This is a genomic window from Ruminococcus flavefaciens ND2009 (assembly GCF_000621785.1).
Taxonomy (GTDB): domain Bacteria; phylum Bacillota; class Clostridia; order Oscillospirales; family Ruminococcaceae; genus Ruminococcus; species Ruminococcus flavefaciens_C.
This window is the reverse complement of sequence record NZ_KK211350.1, coordinates 42,065-61,286: the sequence shown is the minus strand read 5'-3', so window position 1 is coordinate 61,286 and position 19,222 is coordinate 42,065. Positions and strand designations below refer to the sequence as shown.

The following is a 19,222-nucleotide window of genomic DNA, read 5'->3' as shown; positions in this document are numbered from 1 at the left end:
ATCATTTGCGGTTATTGTCATCGTCTTCGTCTTCCCCCTCGAGACAAGCCCTTACCGCTTCAGGAATATCGCTTATCATGCGATCCTTGTTTACATAGGCGAGCTTGCCTGTGACTCTGCATGAAACAAGACCCGTGTTCTTGTTTATGATGTTATGCTTGTAGCTGACTATGCCCCCCGAGCAGGAGACCTCAGTGTCTATCCTGACCTCGTCAAGGAGCCTCAGCTCATGAATGTATCTTTGCGTGCTTTCCATTACCACGGGGAAAAGCCCTTCCTCCACTATCACTGCCAGCAGACCGTGTACCTTGAAGAAGTTCCACAGAGCAGTCTCTGCGTACTGAAGGTAAACGGAGTTATTGACATGACCGAAGGAATCAAGTTCATATCCTCTTACAGTCAATCTGTACGAGCTTCTTCTCATTTCTTTGAAGCCTCCGCCAGAGCCGCTTCAAATTTGCCCTTTGAGGGGTCTTCAGCTCCCTCTGAGGCAAGGTTTATGGTGTCTATGATAGCCCGTATCTGGGTGAGGGATTTGCCGCTGAGCAGCTCCTTCACGAAGGCTACGGTCTCATCGAATGAATTCTTGTTCTCGCTGAGCTTTGTGACGAGTCCCATCTCTAATGCTTCCTTAGCGCCTATCATCTCGCCGCAGAGTATCATGCTGAGAGCCTTTTCCTTGCCCAGCAGTCTGTACAGGCGCTCCATACCGCCCATACCGGGAACAACGCCGTGCATTATCTCGGGAAGACCGAGGAAAGCAGAGGGCGAAGCTATCCTGAACTGACAGCTGAGTGCTATCTCAAGTCCGCCGCCGAAGCATCCGCCGTTGATGGCTGCTGCGGTTATCAGCGGGAGCTTCTCTATTGTACGCAGAAGCTCTCTTGCGTTTTCAAGCTTTGCCGAAAGGTCGGTGCCGCCTGCCTCACCGAAGAGTGAGACGTCAGCGCCGTGGGAGAAATGCCTGCCCTTACCTGTAATGATAAGAGCCCCCACCTGCGGATTTTCGTCCAGCCAGCCGAGGAGCTCCTTACGGTCTACGAATTCGGGCTCGGAGAGAAGATTCTTCGGGCCGTTGTCAATGGTAAGTACAGCAATATTATCCTCGGCATGAAGCTCAGATAAATTTGACTTTAACATTCAGACCTCTCACTGATTAACAATATCGTTGCCGTACTGATAGATCTTGCAGAACATCTCTACAACGTCGCTCATAGTGTCCATGGGAGCCTTGAGCATATACTTGCCGATGCTCTGGAGCTTGATGTCCATGTCATACTTGTCGGCTGTCATCTCTATAAGCTCAACGAACATGAGTGAATCGCTGCCCAGATCCTCCTGAGGGTTGGTATCCATAGTGATCTCGTCCTTCTCTACTTCACATTCCTCTGCGTAGTAGTCGAAGATCATGTCCTTGATTTCCTGTCTGATCTCATCTGTGATCTCTCTCATAATAAAACCTCCATAATAATTGTCTTTCCCTTTCATTGGGTGTGCTTGTATTTATCTGAAAATTCACACATCTTCGAGAGTGTAAATTTTGCATTTTCTGCTTACCCGTGAGAACTTGCTCACGGCGCCGTTGGCGCTGACGTCGAAGAACTCGGTAACGCCCAGCTCCTCAAGCTTCTTTACGGCCAGGTCCCAGCGTATGGGAGTATATACATTCAGCTGATTTTCTCTCAGCACCTGCTGCCCCGTAGTCATGACCTCTCTGTCGAAGATAGAGAGTATGGGGTAGGTGGGAGCGCTGTATTCGGTGGAAGCGCAGAAATCCACATATTCCTGTGAATACTGCTTCATGATGGGGTGGTGATAAGCAACGCCTGTGCCGAAGCTGAATGCCTTGATGGCACCCTCGTTCTGACAGAGGAGGAGAGCCTTCTCGACGGCACTTGCCTTGCCGCTTACCATTACGTGGAACTTTGAGTTGCCGCTTCCGATGACCAGTTCATCGGGAGAGAACTTACCCTCGAAGAGCTCCTCGATATCGTTGTAGGAGAAGCCGATGACGATGCCCATATCGAGCTTCTGGTCATGCTCCTCAAGACAGCGCATGGTAGCGCGGTTCATCATGATTATGTCGTGTGCGAATTCGTGGGGCACCGAGCCGAAGCAGCCGCTTATGCTGACTATGCCCGAGCTGTAGCCCGCACCGATGTCGGGGATGATGCCCTTGTCTATGTAATGCTCGAAAACGACTCTGTCGCAGATGAGTGAGATTATCCACTCGGCGACTCTGCCGTCGTAAGCCTTGTTCTTTTCAAGATCCATGCTGAGCCCCAGTCTTCCGAATGCCTGACCGAGGTAATGCTCGTACTTGTCCATGAGTTCGGGCGGCAGCTTCACCAGAAGCTTTTCGGGCTTTGAGCCTATGCCGTTGAACAGGAACGCTCTGTTGTACATTTATAATACTCCTTATTATTTATAAATACATATTAGCACCTATTCAGGGCGCTGTCAATAGAAAAAGGGGGGGTAAGGGATATTTTTGAGAAAAACGATAAAAAATTCACATACTCTGAATTGAATTTTATAAATTAGTGCAATTATACCCCAAGTAATATTACTGTTCTGCTCCTGCAAGCAACTGTTCCGGGAGAGACGGATCTTCGGTATATGTCGGAATAGTCAGTGCCGGAAAGGGTTCGTGGGAACTCCGCAGACAGCCCGAAGAACAGGAAAACTCAGTCCCGGGATCGGCTTTTATACTGCGGGGCGATTTCTCCGCTCCGGCGCGCCGAGCCGTAAAAAAGCCTTTTCCTGTACGGGAAAAGGCTTTAGCAGATCATTCCTTGAGATTTTCGGGAGTTTTTATCAGCTTTGCCTTAAAGAGGGCTGTGCCGATAAGAGTTGTGAATAGTGTTGAGATGACCATTTCAAACAGTGCGTTTATACCTACTGAGGTGATGAGGAAGAGCATGATGCTCTTGCCTGCTCTGAGTCTGTCGATATAGTTGAACTTCTTGTATACCTTAAGTGTGTATTTACCGTCGCTGAGACCGCTGAGGTCTGCGTGGGTGTCCTTGAATTTGTAAGTCTTGCTTTTTATCTCCTTGCCGTTGAGGAATGCGCCCTTGAGCTTGCCTGAGCTGAGCGTGAACTTTACAGCTCCCGAGCCGGCTGTTGAGGGGAGAGCCTCGGAGGTTTGTCCGAGTGTGAGGACAAAATCCTCACCCAGAGTGAATGCCTTTCCGTCGGCGGAGAATTCCACGGCCTTGCCTGCGTTGTCTTTTACTTCGGAAATAACTCCGTTAGTGACCGTGATGGTGTACTTGTTGTCCATACCTGTAGCGGTGTGGTTGAACAGGAGCACCAGAGCGGACATGAAGAATATGGTGTTGAGGATAGCAGCCGAGAAGCCCGAAACGGCGCAGGACTGCTGTACCTTTGAGAGATTTTTCTTGTTTATGAGCCAGAATGCCAGGGCAAATCCCACAGCGAAAACCGCAATGAGCGTTGCTGCCAGAGGAAGACCGGAGGTCATGAATTTATACATACCTGCGGACATCTTGTATTTGCCGTTCTCATCGTAGCAGATGAGAAGCATTACCGACAGGAACAGACCGATGAGGACCGCACCTGCCACTGAGCTGGTGATAACTGAAAGAGTCTTTTTGGACTTTACCTTGGAAAGGCCGAGGAAGATCAGTCCTACCAGGAGACCGTCCAGTGCACGGGAAACAACTCGCTGTATGAATGTGAGTGCCGGGCTTATCTCAAGGGTCATGGCACCCATTCCGCTGAGGACTCCGATACCGAAGCACTGAAGGAAGCTGAAGATGCCGAAGACTATACCCATGATAAGTCCGCCTGTTGGACCGAGCGCGATAGCGGCTATTGCAATGGGGATGATGTTGAGGGTTATCGACAGCGGACCGATAGGGATCGAGCCGATGGGTGTCAGTGAGAACAGAGCCACCACAGCTGTCAGAAGACCCAGCAGTACCAGTGAGCGTACGTTGAACTTCTCTTTCATATTAAATTTCCTCCTTGTTACTACTCCTCACGCGAGGATATAATACAATAAATATATCATAACACTTTTTTAAAGCCTTGTAAATAGCGGATTTACAGAATAAAATCAACAAAGTACTTTTTGATAGTATGTTTTTAACAAATATAAAAATTATATATAGTTATAGACTGTGCAAATAATACTAAAGGTTATATCGCTGGGAGTAGATTTTGAACAGTTTTTTACGAAGAGTCACCCAAATTGGTTTAACCAGTTGACTGAATTAGTGGTATTTTGTTGAACTTGCTGTTGAAGACCTCAAAAAGGTAATATTCTGCAACACATTGCACAAATATCGTTCGTTTTTTTCTCGTATTTAGTACGCCTTAAAATATTGCAATTTGTATACCGTTATGTTATAATTATATGTACAAAGAACTGTAATTTTTTTCGCTGCGTACAGGCAGCTGAGGAGGGTTACGGGGGATTGTAAAAATAACAACGAAAGGATGGAATGACCATGAAAAAATCTTTGGGGAAACGTTTGATTAGTGGCGTTACCTCAGGACTGCTGGCTGTGACCTATGCGTTGCCGTCAGGTTTAAGTCCGCTGCGGTCGTTTGCGGCAGAAGATGGTGTCGGCACTGACGGACTCCCGATAGTCAACACGCCATACGAAGAGTCGATCTGGAACAGAAATAATCCGCTCGGCGTGGCTGGCGACTTTCACTTATTCGGATTCGAGAGTGTCGAAGCCAAGAACCACGTAAACGGTAACGTAGCTTCACCTGTCTACATCATGGGTTATAACTATACCGCTCCAAGTACCGATGTCGGAAGAATTCTCAATGTCGTTACCAAGGACCTGGTATGGAGGCAGGACCCCCGATCAGGAGACAGGACGTACGATCTTGAAAATGGAAATATCCACACAAATCTTACTACAAACTGGCTTTACGACTGGCTCTTGCCCGAGAACTATGAGATCTGGGGCAATGATATTGCAGAGCACACTGAGTGGATAAACGGAGTCGAGACTGTTATTCCTGCCAACGATGCGGTACAGGTTTCGTATCCTACCGTCTTCAAGCCGACTCATGACCCCAGATATACCGGTATCAATATCTTCCCGGGCAAGAAGAGCGAATTTCCTGCAATGGTCGAAGCTTATGCTAATTCAGAGGCACGCACCGAATTTGAGAAGACCGAGGCCGGCAATAGCAATCTTGCTTATAACGGACCGATGTCCTATACTATCGGCAATAACCTTAGAGATGGCACCGAGAGCTACTACGCTCATGCAGGCAGCGGCTTCATCGATTTCACAGCCCTGAAGACCTACTATGAGAATATGTCCAACGACTATGCAAACACTTACAGAGATAACGTGTATGCTTCGATGGAGTGGGACAACGGTATGGATCCCTGGGGCGGAGACAGTGTGAACAAGGGTACTCTCACCCTTAACCCCGAGGGCGTTAACGTTCTCAATGTAAAGGCAGAGGACTTTGACAAGTTCTACGAGATCACTGTCAACGGCATCAACTACAAGGACGGCAGATACGGCGGAGGTCAGATCTTCATCGTAAACGTTGACCTTCAGCAGCAGGAAGATGTCTTCTGGCAGACAAAGTGGAACTATAATCCTATCGAAGGCGACACAACACTCAATAACGGTGAGGCTACTGTTACAAGCGGTACCAATATCCTCTACAACTTCTACAATGCAGCCCCCCGCGGCTCAAAGGTAAAGTTCGGATATGACGGAATACCGCTCGGATGCGTTCTCGCCCCCGATACTGACTTTGATGTATACCAGATAAACGGTAACATCATCGCTAACAAGATCCACGCTGACGAAGAAACACACATGGCTTTCTTCCTCAATCCTATCAGCGATAAGGAAAATGAGAAGATCGGCATCTCGGCTGAGAAGAAGTGGAGCGACGGAAACGGCAAGCACGAAGGCGAAGAAGTAAGCGTTACTCTTTACCGTCTGACTAAATCCGGCGTTACAAATCCCAAGGCTGAGTTCACACTTGAAAATCTGTTCAAGGATTTCGTAAGCTTTGTGAGTGAGGGCGACGTAAATACCAAGTGCAGGTTCAAAAACGGCGAACAGGAGTTTAACGTTGTCGCTGAGGAGGACGGCAAGAAGGTTTCCGCTTATCAGGGACAGAGCTTTGACTCCAGAACAGAGATCTTCGCCCTTCAGGATGACGGCAGCATAAATGCAGCGCTCGACGATGGCGAATATGAATTCACACTTCAGTCCAGATCAGTCATCATCAATGTTGCAGGCGGAAAGGTAACTGCTATAAGCGGTGCTCCTCTCGCTTCACAGGTGATCGGCACAAAGACCCTCACAAGCGAAAGCGGCTGGAACGATGAATGGACAGGCCTCGAAAAGGCAACCAAGAAGGGCTATCCTTACTTCTACTATGTAGTAGAAGACAGCGTACCCGCAGGCTACACTGTTTCCTATGACGGCAACGGCGCAGCAGGCGGCAACAAGCACGTTATTGTTACCAACACAAGCGATAGTGTAGTGAACAAGATCAAGTTTGTAAAGCTTACCGATCTGATGACTGTAGATTCTGAAACAGATGAAAACGTTACATTCAAATCTGCTAAGCAGAGACTTGAGGGCGTTCAGTTCACACTCACTCTGGTTGAGCCCAGCGTAGAGGGTTCAAAGCTCAATAGCGGCGTTAAGTCAAATCTTGACTCCAACACAAAGGGCAAGCCCACATATAACGAGACCACTATCACATGGACAACTATCGATCAGGACATTGAGTTTGAAGGACTTCCCGACGGAGCATACACCCTTTCGGAGATCGCTCCCGACGGTTATCAGACTGTAAACAATATAAAGTTCAGAGTCGACACCGGCAAGCCCGGCTACAGATTGAACGACGGCGAAAAGGCTGAAGGCTATTTGATCGATAATACTGATGCTCACAATGGTACCGTTACAATAACAAACGACGCTTACACCATCTCACTGAGAAAGGTTGACGAGAACAACATTCCCGTTCCCGGAGCTCTTCTCAGACTTACAAGCACCAGCGGTGCTGACATGACAAAGGTAAAGGCTCGCGATGTACAGTACTTTACCGCAGACGGTATCGGAAGAAACACCAGCGACAGCGCTCCCAGCAGACTTGAGCTCAGCAAAAACGAGATCAAGAATGTTGCAAGCGACAGTGCATCAGCTTTCGAGTGGTATTCGATCGGATCGGCTGTTGTATTCACAGGCCTCCAGGAGGGTACATACACTCTCGAAGAGGTAAGCGCTCCCGCGGGCTATTCAAGATCAACAGAGGTAAGAACGTTCACCATCGCAAGAGATGAGAACGGAAAGCTCAGTGCGAGCGGCGATACTTATACTGACACTGAGAAGGCTTATGATAAGATCAACGACATTATAAATAAGAAGCAGACCATCTCGGTAAGCAAGAACGACATGAACGCGACCGTTATCGAGGGCGCACAGTTCAAGCTCACCAAGAAGGACGGCACAGCACTCGGCAAGATCACAGTTGATGTTGAGAATGCAGAGGAAACTTATTCAAAGGCTATCGGCCTTACAGCAAATTCAAAGCAGATCACTATCAAGAATACTGCTGACGGCATGGGCTACACACTCCGCGGTAATACATTTAATAATGTAAAGATCGACGATGTGGCAGTCAATGAGACAGCAAAGCAGAATTCCTATGTGACAACAGGCACAGCTTCAGGCGACACACTTGTGATCTCAGGTCTCTATGACGGATCTTATGTACTTACACTTGATGACGGCAGGATCTATAACATCCGCGTTGAAAGCGGCATGATGGCTCCCGAGGTAAGCGTATCAAAGCTTGCCGAGCTGACAGACGGCGGTAAGGCATACGAGTTCACAGGCGGCGAGGCTGCAATGACAGGTCTTGATGACGGTGACTATGTTCTCGAAGAGACAGCTTCACCTAACGGTTATACCAAGGTAGAGTCAAAGTTCGAGTTCAATATCACTGACGGCAAGATCACTCTTACAAATGCCTCCACAACAGGCAATATCAAGCTGGCTCCCGGCAGCGATTCGGGCATTATAATCACAGACAGCGTTTCCGAGATAACCCTTGCAAAGGAATTCGGAGCATCAGGCAATACCAGACCTGAGGGCCCCGAAGGCGCAGAGATGAAGCTCACCTTCGTTTCAGCTTCCGGCAAGACCGTAAACACTATCAATGATGTTGATACTCTTGAAGTCGGCGGCTCTGTAACATGGAACACCAAGACAGAGAATCCCAAGACTTTCAGGGGACTGATGGACGGTACATACAAGTTTGAGGAAACAAAGGAACCCGCAGGCTACGAAAAGGCTGAGGCAAAGACCTTCGTTATCAAGGACGGCGTCATCGCTGATATGAACGAAGCAGGCGAGGTAGTAAGCACAAGAACTTCAGAGTCACTCCTCAACACAAAGAAAGGTACAGTAACTCTCGACAAGACAGCTCTGGGCGGATCAGTTATCCCTGCTGAAGCAGGACAGGCTAAGTTCACACTTGAGGCTGTAGGCGAGGGCAAGACTCTCAAGGGCGTAAGCATCAACGGCGGCGAGGCTCTCGGCGAAGTTGCAAAGATCGAGAATGTTGAGTGCACAGACAACAACATCACATTCACAGGTCTTAAGAAGGGCACATACAAGCTGACAGAGACAACTGCTCCTTCAGGCTACTCGCTTGTAAGTACATTTACATTTGAAGTAGACGACAAGGGCAAGGTAGTAAGCGTCAGCGACGTAGGTACAACAGGCAAGGCTTATGTCGGCGAAGACGGACACATCAAGGTCGAGGACGCACCTATCGTAGTTATCGACAAGGCTGCTCTCGGCGGAGATATAATCGAAGGAAGCAACGCTAAGTTCACACTGACCGCCAAGGACGAGGGCGCTACACTCAAGGGCGTCAAGGTCAACAACGAGGAGATCGGTGAAGTTACTTCCTATGACTTTGAAGGCAACAGCACAAAGTTCGAGTATCTCCAGAACGGTACATATTCACTCAAGGAAACAGCAGGTCCCGAGGGATTCTCAACAGTTTCCGAGTTCACATTCACTATATCCAACGGTCTCGTAACAGAGGTAAGCGCTGTTACAGACGGCAAGGTAACACCTCTTGAAGGCGGCAAGGTACTCAAGATCGAGGATCGGCCCATCATCAAGCTGGACAAGGTAGCACTCGGCGGAGCTCCTATCCCCGAATCAGCAGGCAAGGCTAAGTTCACATTAAAGGCTGAGGACGAGGGCAAGACACTTGAGGGCGTTAAGCTCAACGGCGGCACAGCTCTCGGCGAGGGAGTTACAGAAGCAGAGTTCGACGGAAACAATGCTACATTTGAATACCTCAAGGCAGGCAAGTACTCACTTGAGGAGACAACAGCTCCCAACGGCTACACAACAGTTACCAAGTTCACATTTGAAGTTGATGACAACGGCAAGGTAACAAACGTTTCAAATACTACAAACGGTAAATCCTACATCGGACGTGACGGCGAGATCGTAGTTGAGGACAAGCAGTCCACCGTTACTATCAACAAGAAGGCACTTGGCGGCGAAGAGCTCCCCGCAGAAGCAGGCACAGCTACATTCGTGCTCAAGGCTGAGGAGACAGGTCTTAACCTGGGCGGCGTTACAGTTTCCACAGGTGAGACAGCTTCAGCAGCTCCCGCACTTGGAGAAGATGTAACAGCTTACACCTTCACAGGCAACAACATCACATTCACAGGTCTCAAGAACGGCAAGTACAGCCTGGAAGAGACCGCAGCTCCCAACGGATATACAGTCGTTACAAAGTTCAACTTTACTATCGAAAATGGTAAGGTAAAGGAAGTTGAGACAGCCACTAACGGCAACTCAAAGAAGGTAAACGACACAACTATCCAGGTCGAGGACGCAAGATCAACAGTAGTTCTTGATAAGAAGGCACTTGGCGGCGAGCCTATCCCTGCCGGAGCAGGCAAGGCAACATTCACACTTTCAGCTGCTGAGGGCAAGAACCTCGAGGGCGTTGAGATCATAGCAGGTGCAGCAACTTCAGGCAAGGTACTGGAGGCTACAGATACATCTTATACATTCCAGGGCAACAATGCCAAGTTCACAGGTCTCAAGAAGGGTACATACACTCTCGAAGAGATCGCTGCTCCCGACGGATTTACAACAGCAACAAAGTTCACATTCGATATAAACGAAAAGGGTCAGGTGACCAACGTAGTCACAGAGACTGACGGACAGGCTTATATCGACAAGGTGACAGGTCACCTCGTAGTTGAGGATACAAAGACCAAGGTCATCATCGACAAGAAGGCGCTGGGCGGCGAGCCTATCGCTGAGGAAGCCGGCAAGGCTAAGTTCACACTTACAGCTGTAGACGAGGGACTCAACCTCAACGGTGTAGTCATCGGCGAAGGCGAAGGTGCTGCAGCAGTTGAGAACGATAGCACTTCCGTTGAATTCGACGGAAACACAGCTGTCCTGAACGGACTCAAGGAGGGTACATACACTCTCAAGGAGGAAACAGCTCCCGACGGCTTCACAACTGTAACTGAATTCAAGTTCAGCATTGACAAGGACGGCAAGGTAACAGTTCTTGATAAGCTGACTGACGGCGATGCTTATGTTGACAGAAACGGTCACCTCGTAGTTGAGGACGCTAAGTCAACAATGACACTTGACAAGAAGGCTCTCGGCGGCAAGGAGATCCCCGCAGAGGCAGGCAAGGCTACATTCGTTCTCACAGTTGAGGAGGACGGCAAGACACTCAATGGTGTAACGATCAGCATGGGCGAAGGTGAGGAAGCAACTTCCGTAACATTTGAAAATGGTGAGACATCATACGAGTTCACAGGCAATAACGTAAACTTCACAGGTCTCAAGAACGGCTCATACAGCCTGGAAGAGACAGCTGCTCCCGGCGGCTTCACAACAGTAACAAAGTTCACATTCGACATCGTTGACGGCAAGGTAGACAATGTAGGTACAACTACAAACGGCAAGGCTTACATCGACGAAAAGACAGGACACCTTGTTGTTGAGGACGGTCAGAACAGCGTGACTATCGACAAGAAGGCTCTTGGCGGCGCGGAGATCCCCGCTGAAGCAGGAAGCGCAACATTTATTTTCAAGGCTGAGGATGAGGGCGCTAACTTCAAGGGCGTAACAGTATCCCAGGGCACAGGTGAGGAAGCAACTTCCGAAACCATCACTGCCGAGGATAACATCTATAGCTTCACAGGCAACAACATCAGCTTCACAGGTCTCAGACCCGGTGTATACTCACTTGAAGAAACTGCTGCTCCAAGCGGATTCGTAACAGTGACAAAGTTCACATTCAGCGTAGACAAGGACGGAAAGGTAACTGTAATTGATACAGTAACAGACGGCGATGCTTATGTTGACAAGAACGGTCACCTGGTTGTTGAGGACGACAAGACAACAGTAGTCATCGACAAGAAGGCTCTTGGCGGAGCTCCTATCGACGAAGCTGCAGGCAAGGCTAAGTTCACACTCACTGCTAAGACAGAGGGCTTGAACTTCAACGGCGTAACAGTCGGAGAGGGCGAAGGTGCTGTAGCAGTCGAGGACGGAAAGACATCCGTTGACTTCGATGGCAACACAGCAGTATTAAAGGGCCTCAAGAAGGGTACATACACTCTCAAGGAGACAACAGCTCCCGACGGATTCATAACTGTAACAGAGTTCACATTCGACGTTGACGAAAAAGGTTACGTTTCAAATGTAAGCACAGTTACAGACGGCAACGCTTATGTTGACGAAAACGATCACCTCGTAGTTGAGGACGAAAAGTCAACTATCACACTTGACAAGAAGGCTCTCGGCGGCGAGGAGATCCCCGCAGAGGCAGGCTCTGCTACATTTGTCCTCACAGTTGAGGAAAAGGGCAAGACACTCGACGGTGTTACTATCAGCATGGGCGAAGGTGAGGAAGCTACTTCCGTAATATTCGAAAATGGTGAGACATCTTACGAGTTCACAGGCAACAACGTAAAATTCACAGGTCTCAAGGACGGCAAGTACAGCCTGGAAGAGACCGCAGCTCCTACCGGCTACTCAGTAGTTACCAAGTTTAACTTCACTATCGATAACGGTGTTGTTAAGGATGTTGATACCGTAACAACAGGCAAGGTAGAGAAGAAGAACGACGGCAAGACTATCGAGGTCCAGGACGAGCTTGAGTCGACAGTTACTATCGACAAGAAGGCTCTCGGTGCCAAGGAGATAACAGCTGACGCAGGAAACGCTGTATTCACACTCACATCCAACGATGAGGGCGTAACATTCAAGGGCGTTAAGATCAACGGCGGCGAGGCGCTGGGCGAGATCACAGAGACTGAGTTCCCCGGCAACTCTGCTAAGTTCACAGGTCTTAAGAGCGGTCACTACACACTGGTTGAGAAGACTGCTCCCGACGGATACGAAGTAGTTTCCACCTTTACATTCTACCTTGACGGCAACGAGGTAAAGGACGTATCAGCAACCACAAACGGCAAGGCTTATGTGGACGAGGAGACAGGCCACCTCGTTATCGAGGACGCTCCCAACGAGTTCACAATAGGCAAGTACGATATCACAGGCAAGAATGAAGTTAAGAAGGCTCAGCTCGAGCTCACTAACCCCGACATTGACTGGACATCTATCTTAGACGCTAACAAGGACGATAAGGACTTCACAAGCGTTGTAGACAGCGAAGGCAAGGTACTCGGTATCCAGTGGATCTCAGGCGATGCTGCAAAGATCGTAAGAGCTCTCAAGGACGGCGATTACACACTCAAGGAGACAGGTGATGACTTCACCGACGGAGAGGTAACATACTCCATCATCACTTCTGAGCTGAACTTCACTATCAGCGGTAACAAGATCACAGACGCATCAGGCGAGGCTCTCGAGACAGAGGCAAAGCCCGACTCTGAGACAGGTTACTACACAGTTGATAAGGAAAATGGTGTTATCAAGGTAAATGACGCTGAGGCAACAACAACTACAACTACAACAACGTCAACTACCACAACAACCACCACTACCACATCAACTACAACAACTTCGACAACTACAACGTCGACAACCACAACTACTACAACTACAACAACTACAACAACTACAACTACAACAACCACAACAACTACTACAACTACCACAACAACCACAACAACCACAACAACTACAACTACAACAACCACAACAACGTCGACAACAACTACAACCACAACGTCGACAACTACTACAACTACAACAACGTCGACGACAACAACAACTACTACGACCACGACCACAACGACCACCACTACTACGACTGCACCTGTTATAACTACCGTTAAGGTAAATATCAGCAAGGCAGACGCAACTGATGGTTCCGAGGTCAAGGGCGCAAGACTTACCCTCACAGGTAAGAAGGGCAAGGAGCCCATCGTATTCAAGGACGGACAGCTCACAGTAGGTGAGGGCGGCACTGAGATCAACAGCGTCGGCACATCACTGGTATGGCTGTCAGGTTCAAAGGAGACCATCGTAACTATCGAGGACGGTACATACACTCTCGAAGAGCTGGCTGCTCCTAACGGATACAAGGTAGCAAACAAGATCGAGTTCACAGTTGAGGGCGGTAAGGTCACAAAGATCAATGGCAAGGCTGCAAGTGAGAACAAGGTTGTAATGGAAGATGAGCGTATAGTTACTACAACAACTACTACTACGACAACAACTACTACAACCACAACAACCACTTCGACAACTACCACAACATCGACCACGACCTCCACAACTACAACTACGACAACAACACCTACAACCACAACTACAACATCTACAACAACCACTACTACCACAACTACAACATCTACAACAACCACTACTACAACTACTACAACCACCACCACAACTACAACTACCACAACTACTACAACTACAACCACAACAACCACTACGACAACGTCGACTACCACAACAACGTCGACAACCACGACAACCACAACGTCGACTACAACTACAACAACGTCGACGACAACAACAACGACAACCACAACCACAACGTCGACCACGACGACAACTACCACCACACCTACGACGACCACAACTGTTGTTACCGCTAAGGTAAACATCAACAAGGTTGATGGCATGAACAGCAAGGAAGTCAAGGATGCAAGACTTACCCTCACAGGTAAGGACAGCGACGGTCAGCCCATCGTATTCAAGGACGGTCAGCTGACAGTAGGCGACGGCGGAACAGAGATCAACGGTGTCGGCACATCACTGGTATGGCTGTCAGGTACAAAGCCCACTATCGTAACTGTTGAGGACGGTACATATACTCTCGAAGAGCTGGCTGCACCTAACGGATACGAGAAGGCAAGCAAGATCGAGTTCACAGTTGAGGGCGGCAAGGTCACAAAGATCAATGGTAAGGCTGCAAGTGAGAACAAGGTTGTAATGATCGATGAGCGCGTAACTACTACGACAACAACGACCACAACTACAACCACAACAACCACTACGACCACTACCACAACATCGACCACAACCACCACAACTACAACTTCGACAACAACACCTACAACAACATCAACGACCACAACTACCACTACAACACCTACAACCACAACTACTACATCTACAACTACCACAACAACCACAACAACTACCACTACTACTACAACAACTACTACAACAACTACAACAACAACAACTACTACAACATCTACTACAACTACAACAACAACTACTACTACAACATCTACTACAACTACAACAACCACAACCACAACGTCGACTACAACTACAACGTCGACAACCACAAGCACAACAACCACAACGTCGACAACTACAACCACTACAACAACGTCGACGACAACAACAACTACAACGACCACAACAACAACTACCACAACTGTTGTAACCGCTAAGGTCAATATCGACAAGGTAGACGGTATGAACAGCAAGGAAGTTGAAGGCGCAAGACTTACTCTCACAGGTAAGGACAGCGCAGGTCAGCCTATCATCTTCAAGGATGGTCAGCTCACTATCGGCGAGGGCGGCACTGAGATCAACAGCGTCGGCACATCACTGGTATGGCTGTCAGGCAAGGAAAAGACTATCGTAACTGTTGAGGACGGTACATACACTCTCGAAGAGCTGGCTGCACCTAACGGATACGAGAAGGCAAGCGCGATCACATTCACAGTTGAGGGCGGTAAGGTCACAATGATCGATGGTAAGCCTGCAAGTGAGAATACAGTTGTAATGATCGATGAGCGTATAGTTACTACAACAACTACTACCACAACAACATCGACAACAACTACAACTACTTCTACAACTACAACGACTACCACAACATCAACGACCACAACAACCACCTCCACAACTACAACCACAACATCAACGACTACAACAACGACCACCACTACAACAACAACTACCACAACTCTGGCAGTTGTAAAGATCGACAAGCAGGACGTTTACAGCGAAGAGGTTCCCGGCGCTAAGCTGACACTCACAGGTGTAGACGAGAACGGCAGCCCGATCGAGTTTGAAGAGGGCAGGATCGTTATAGGCGATGGTGCTTCTGTTGAAAAGGGTTCTGGCAACTCACTGATCTGGATCTCAGGCAACTCTGCAACAACTGTAACTCTTGAGGACGGCAAGTACGTTCTTGAAGAGATCGCAGCTCCTACAGGCTACGAGGTAGCTACCAACATCACATTCACTGTTGAGGACGGCAAGCTCACTTCTGTAGACGGCGTTGAGACAGACAGCGACACAGTAGTTATGATCGACAAGAGGATCGAGACCACCACAACAACAGTTACCGATATTATGGGTCAGGAGATCACAACCTCCACCACAACAATTATCGGCGGCGGCGACGATGCTACAAGAACATCATCAACTACTACCACAACTACTACAACAACTACAACTACCACAACAACAACTACAACAACCACAACTACAACCACTACAACAACTACTACAACCACAACCACCACAACAACAGCAGAGGAGACAAGCACGACAACCACTACAACAGGTGGTGCATCGAGCACAACGACCTCTACAACAAAGGCTAAGACCACAACAACCACCAAGAAGGTCACAACGAATTCTCCTAAGACGGGCGTCAAGGGCATAAGCGCAGCATTTGCGATATTCACACTTGCAGCAGCAGCAGCCTTCGCAGCTCGTTCAAGAAAGCGTGACGACCAGTAATGGAAGCTCTTAGGAGCACAAGGTCATAAGTCATTCGGAACTGTCGGACATAATGTCCGGCAGTTCTTTTTTATTCCCGAAAAAATATCTGCGAAGTTGAAATATTCACGGACAGATTTCAAATATATAGGTAAGAGGGAAACTTACCTCTGGAAAGGAGGCTCAGCCATGGATGACGCTTCGATAACAGAGCTTTTTCGCAAAAGGGACGAAATGGCGATCGCGGAACTTAAAAAGAAATACGACAAGCTATGCTTTTATATCGCAGGGAATATCCTTTCCTGCCGCGAGGACATAGAGGAGTGCGTTAATTCCGCCTATTACGAGCTGTGGAACAAGATACCGCCCGATGAACCGCGTGACATCAAGACCTATCTCTGCCACACGGTGAAGAACAAGGCACTTGACAGGTACAAGTACAACTCCGCAGAAAAGCGCAGCAGCAATTTTGCGGTCTCACTGGATGAGCTTTCCGAGTGCATACCCGACTTCAGAGAGGGAGGCGGCGAGGAAAAAGCTCTTGCGGAGGCGATAAGCCGATTCCTGCGGACTCAGGAGGAGCTTCACAGGAAGGTTTTCGTGAGGCGCTACTGGTACGGCGACAGCCTTGCAAAAATAGCGGAGTACTACGGCATAAAGGAACGCACCGCCGCCACCTATCTTTTCAGAACGCGGAAAAAGCTGAAGGATTTTTTGAAGAAGGAGGGCTATCAATATGAATAAACAGAAGTTTTTCAAGGTCATCGACCTTATCGACGAGGATATAGTCAGAGAAGCCGAGATAAAAACGGAAGCTCTGACAGACGCCGAAAACGAAAAAGCCATGACGGTCTCGGGCGTTGAAAAGTATCGGAAGATAACATGGCAGAGGACTGCGGCTATTGCCTCGGCGGTGCTGCTCATTGCAGGCGTCGGCACAGGCGGAGCCCTTATGCTGAAGAACCATCCGCCCCTGCTTGATGAGGTGAGCAACGTGGCTGTCACAGAGACTACCGAGGACATGGGCACAAAGGCAAAGGGCAGCGGTGAGACCGCGGAGGTGACTTCCGATGGCAGGACTGCTGAAACAGAAACAGATACAAAAGAAAGCAAAAATACAACTGCTGCGGAGAAAGATAAACAGCCCATGACCGATGCTCCCCGAGAGGAAAGCACGGAAGCTCCCCGGGAGGAGAACAACGGTGAGCCGCAGGAGGAGAATAACGAGCCCGAGGGCAGGGAAAATGTGACCACCACAGCCAAGCCCATACAGCCGAATAAGACTACCACCACAAAAGCGCAGACTACCCAGAAGCCCACAACAGTCACTACAAATGAGCCTGTTGTATATGAACCTACTGAGCCTGTTACCGAGCGCCCGACACCCGAACATGATCCCGGATATATACCCTACCTCACATGGTATCCCGAGGACGGAGCATGGATCATGAGCACTCTTAGCGGACTTTCGTATACGCCATGGAGCTATGATGTTACCGTGGGCGGACGTCCTCCCGAGGGCTATATCAACGGAAGCGACGGAAACGCCTATGCTTTGTGCTTCTCGGAAAGATGGGTGCGCAGGAACTGGAACGAGCAGGCATATATGCCCGATGAGATATACAATTACTTTTTTAGCGGAAGCAGATAAGAGCCTCTTTATTAGGAGAATGATCAAAATAACAGATAAACCAGAGTCAAGCCCTCTGTCCTTCGAGACGGAGGGCTTCCATTTTTGCAGGCGAAAACAGAGGGCAGAAATTCTTTTTCAAAAAATACTTGTAATCACCGTGGAAATTTGCTATAATAAAGATATATTGTGATTAGGAGGTGCAATAATGAACCCTGACCCTTATGGGAACGCGGATAATATCCCACGCTTCGGCGGGCAGCTTTGATGCGGCGATCAGATCCTGAAAGCAATCAGAGGTCAAGACCTGATCGGCACATCAAGGCATCATCTCCCACCTGCTGAAGTGAATTTCGGCGAAAGGAGAGAGCTGTCCGTGCTTGCGGACAGCGGTGAAAATATGATAAACTTTTACGGCTACATCAACGGCGTGCTGACACAGTGCGACGCTCCGTCGGCGGGCTGCTGGGTATCGGTGGTGGACCCCACTCCTCAGGAGGTAAGGGAGCTCATCGAGGACTACGGACTGGACAGCGGTTTCGTAAAGTCCGCTCTCGATGAGGAGGAGTCTTCCCGTATAGAGCGCGAGGACGATCAGACCCTCGTTATAATCGACACCCCTGTCTCAGCCATCGACGATGACAAGACCAAGAACTTCTACACACTGCCTATGGGCATAATCATCACGGACGAGTATGTGTTCACCATATCCATCCGCGAGACGCAGATAATCAGCGAGGCGACCAGAGGCGGCATCCGCAACCTCCGCCCCGACTTCAAGACCAGATTCGTGCTTCAGCTGCTGCTGAGAATATCGGCTCTGTTTCTTACCTACCTGAAACAGATCGACAAAATTTCATCGGCTGCTGAGCAGGAGCTCCACGACGCCATGAAGAACGAGCTTCTCATGCAGCTCCTTGCGTTGGAGAAGTCACTGGTATATTTCTCAACGTCACTGAAAGCCAACGAAGCCACCATCGAGAAGATATTCCGCGGCAGAGTCATAAAGCTCTACGACGAGGATCAGGACCTCCTTGAGGACGTACTCATCGAGATGAAGCAGGCTATCGAGATGGCGAGCATCTACACGGGCATCCTGTCCAGTATGATGGACGGCTTCTCGTCTATCATCTCCAATAACCAGAGTATCGTTATGTGGAGACTGACCATCGTCACTATCATATTGCAGATACCCAATATCATGTTCGCGTTCTACGGTATCAATACCAATGACATTCCATTCAACCACACCTGGGTGGCACTCAGTCTGACGGCGCTGCTGACAGGCGTGACTGCATTCGCTCTGCTGAAGTGGAAGAAAAAGAACAAGTGAACTGCCGCAGAAGCGGTGCCATACGAAGCCTTGTGCCATAGAGTTTCTGATAAA

9 protein-coding genes are annotated in these 19,222 nt (G+C 48.9%); 4 read left to right on the top strand and 5 right to left on the bottom strand.

Annotated features, from left to right (window positions below; translation table 11 throughout):
- Position 1 precedes the first annotated feature (1 nt).
- From T488_RS0116295 to T488_RS19465, 5 genes are all read right to left on the bottom strand, one after another.
- Positions 2-424: an acyl-CoA thioesterase gene (locus tag T488_RS0116295; protein WP_028521733.1), complete on the bottom strand. Its 423-nt coding sequence runs from the start codon at positions 422-424 to the stop codon at positions 2-4.
- Complete coding sequence (locus tag T488_RS0116290) at positions 421-1,140, bottom strand: enoyl-CoA hydratase/isomerase family protein (RefSeq protein WP_028521732.1); 720 nt, start codon at positions 1,138-1,140, stop codon at positions 421-423. Before T488_RS0116290 ends, T488_RS0116295 begins: the two co-directional genes overlap by 4 nt.
- Positions 1,141-1,149: 9 nt before the next feature.
- Positions 1,150-1,452 carry an acyl carrier protein gene (locus T488_RS0116285; RefSeq protein ID WP_028521731.1) on the bottom strand — a complete coding sequence of 101 codons (303 nt, stop codon included), beginning with the start codon at positions 1,450-1,452 and terminating at the stop codon, positions 1,150-1,152.
- A gap of 63 nt (positions 1,453-1,515) precedes the next feature.
- Entirely contained in the window at positions 1,516-2,406 is an 891-nt protein-coding gene (locus tag T488_RS0116280; protein WP_028521730.1) for a malonyl CoA-ACP transacylase, read from the bottom strand.
- A gap of 382 nt (positions 2,407-2,788) precedes the next feature.
- Positions 2,789-3,979, bottom strand: coding sequence for an ECF transporter S component (locus tag T488_RS19465; RefSeq protein WP_082320570.1), 1,191 nt, complete (start codon positions 3,977-3,979; stop codon positions 2,789-2,791).
- A gap of 499 nt (positions 3,980-4,478) precedes the next feature.
- Between T488_RS19465 and T488_RS0116270 the strand changes: the two genes are divergently transcribed.
- From T488_RS0116270 to T488_RS0116255, 4 genes are all read left to right on the top strand, one after another.
- The gene (locus T488_RS0116270; protein ID WP_155267243.1) at positions 4,479-16,226 is read left to right on the top strand and encodes a SpaA isopeptide-forming pilin-related protein; all 11,748 of its coding nucleotides are present in this window, start codon (positions 4,479-4,481) and stop codon (positions 16,224-16,226) included.
- A 168-nt stretch (positions 16,227-16,394) separates the two neighbouring features.
- Entirely contained in the window at positions 16,395-16,949 is a 555-nt protein-coding gene (locus T488_RS0116265; protein ID WP_028521728.1) for an RNA polymerase sigma factor, read from the top strand.
- The gene (locus tag T488_RS0116260) at positions 16,942-17,856 is read left to right on the top strand and encodes a hypothetical protein (protein ID WP_028521727.1); all 915 of its coding nucleotides are present in this window, start codon (positions 16,942-16,944) and stop codon (positions 17,854-17,856) included. The genes T488_RS0116265 and T488_RS0116260 overlap by 8 nt, the downstream gene beginning before the upstream one ends.
- Positions 17,857-18,235: 379 nt before the next feature.
- Positions 18,236-19,168: a magnesium transporter CorA family protein gene (locus T488_RS0116255; RefSeq protein WP_028521726.1), complete on the top strand. Its 933-nt coding sequence runs from the start codon at positions 18,236-18,238 to the stop codon at positions 19,166-19,168.
- Positions 19,169-19,222: the final 54 nt, after the last annotated feature.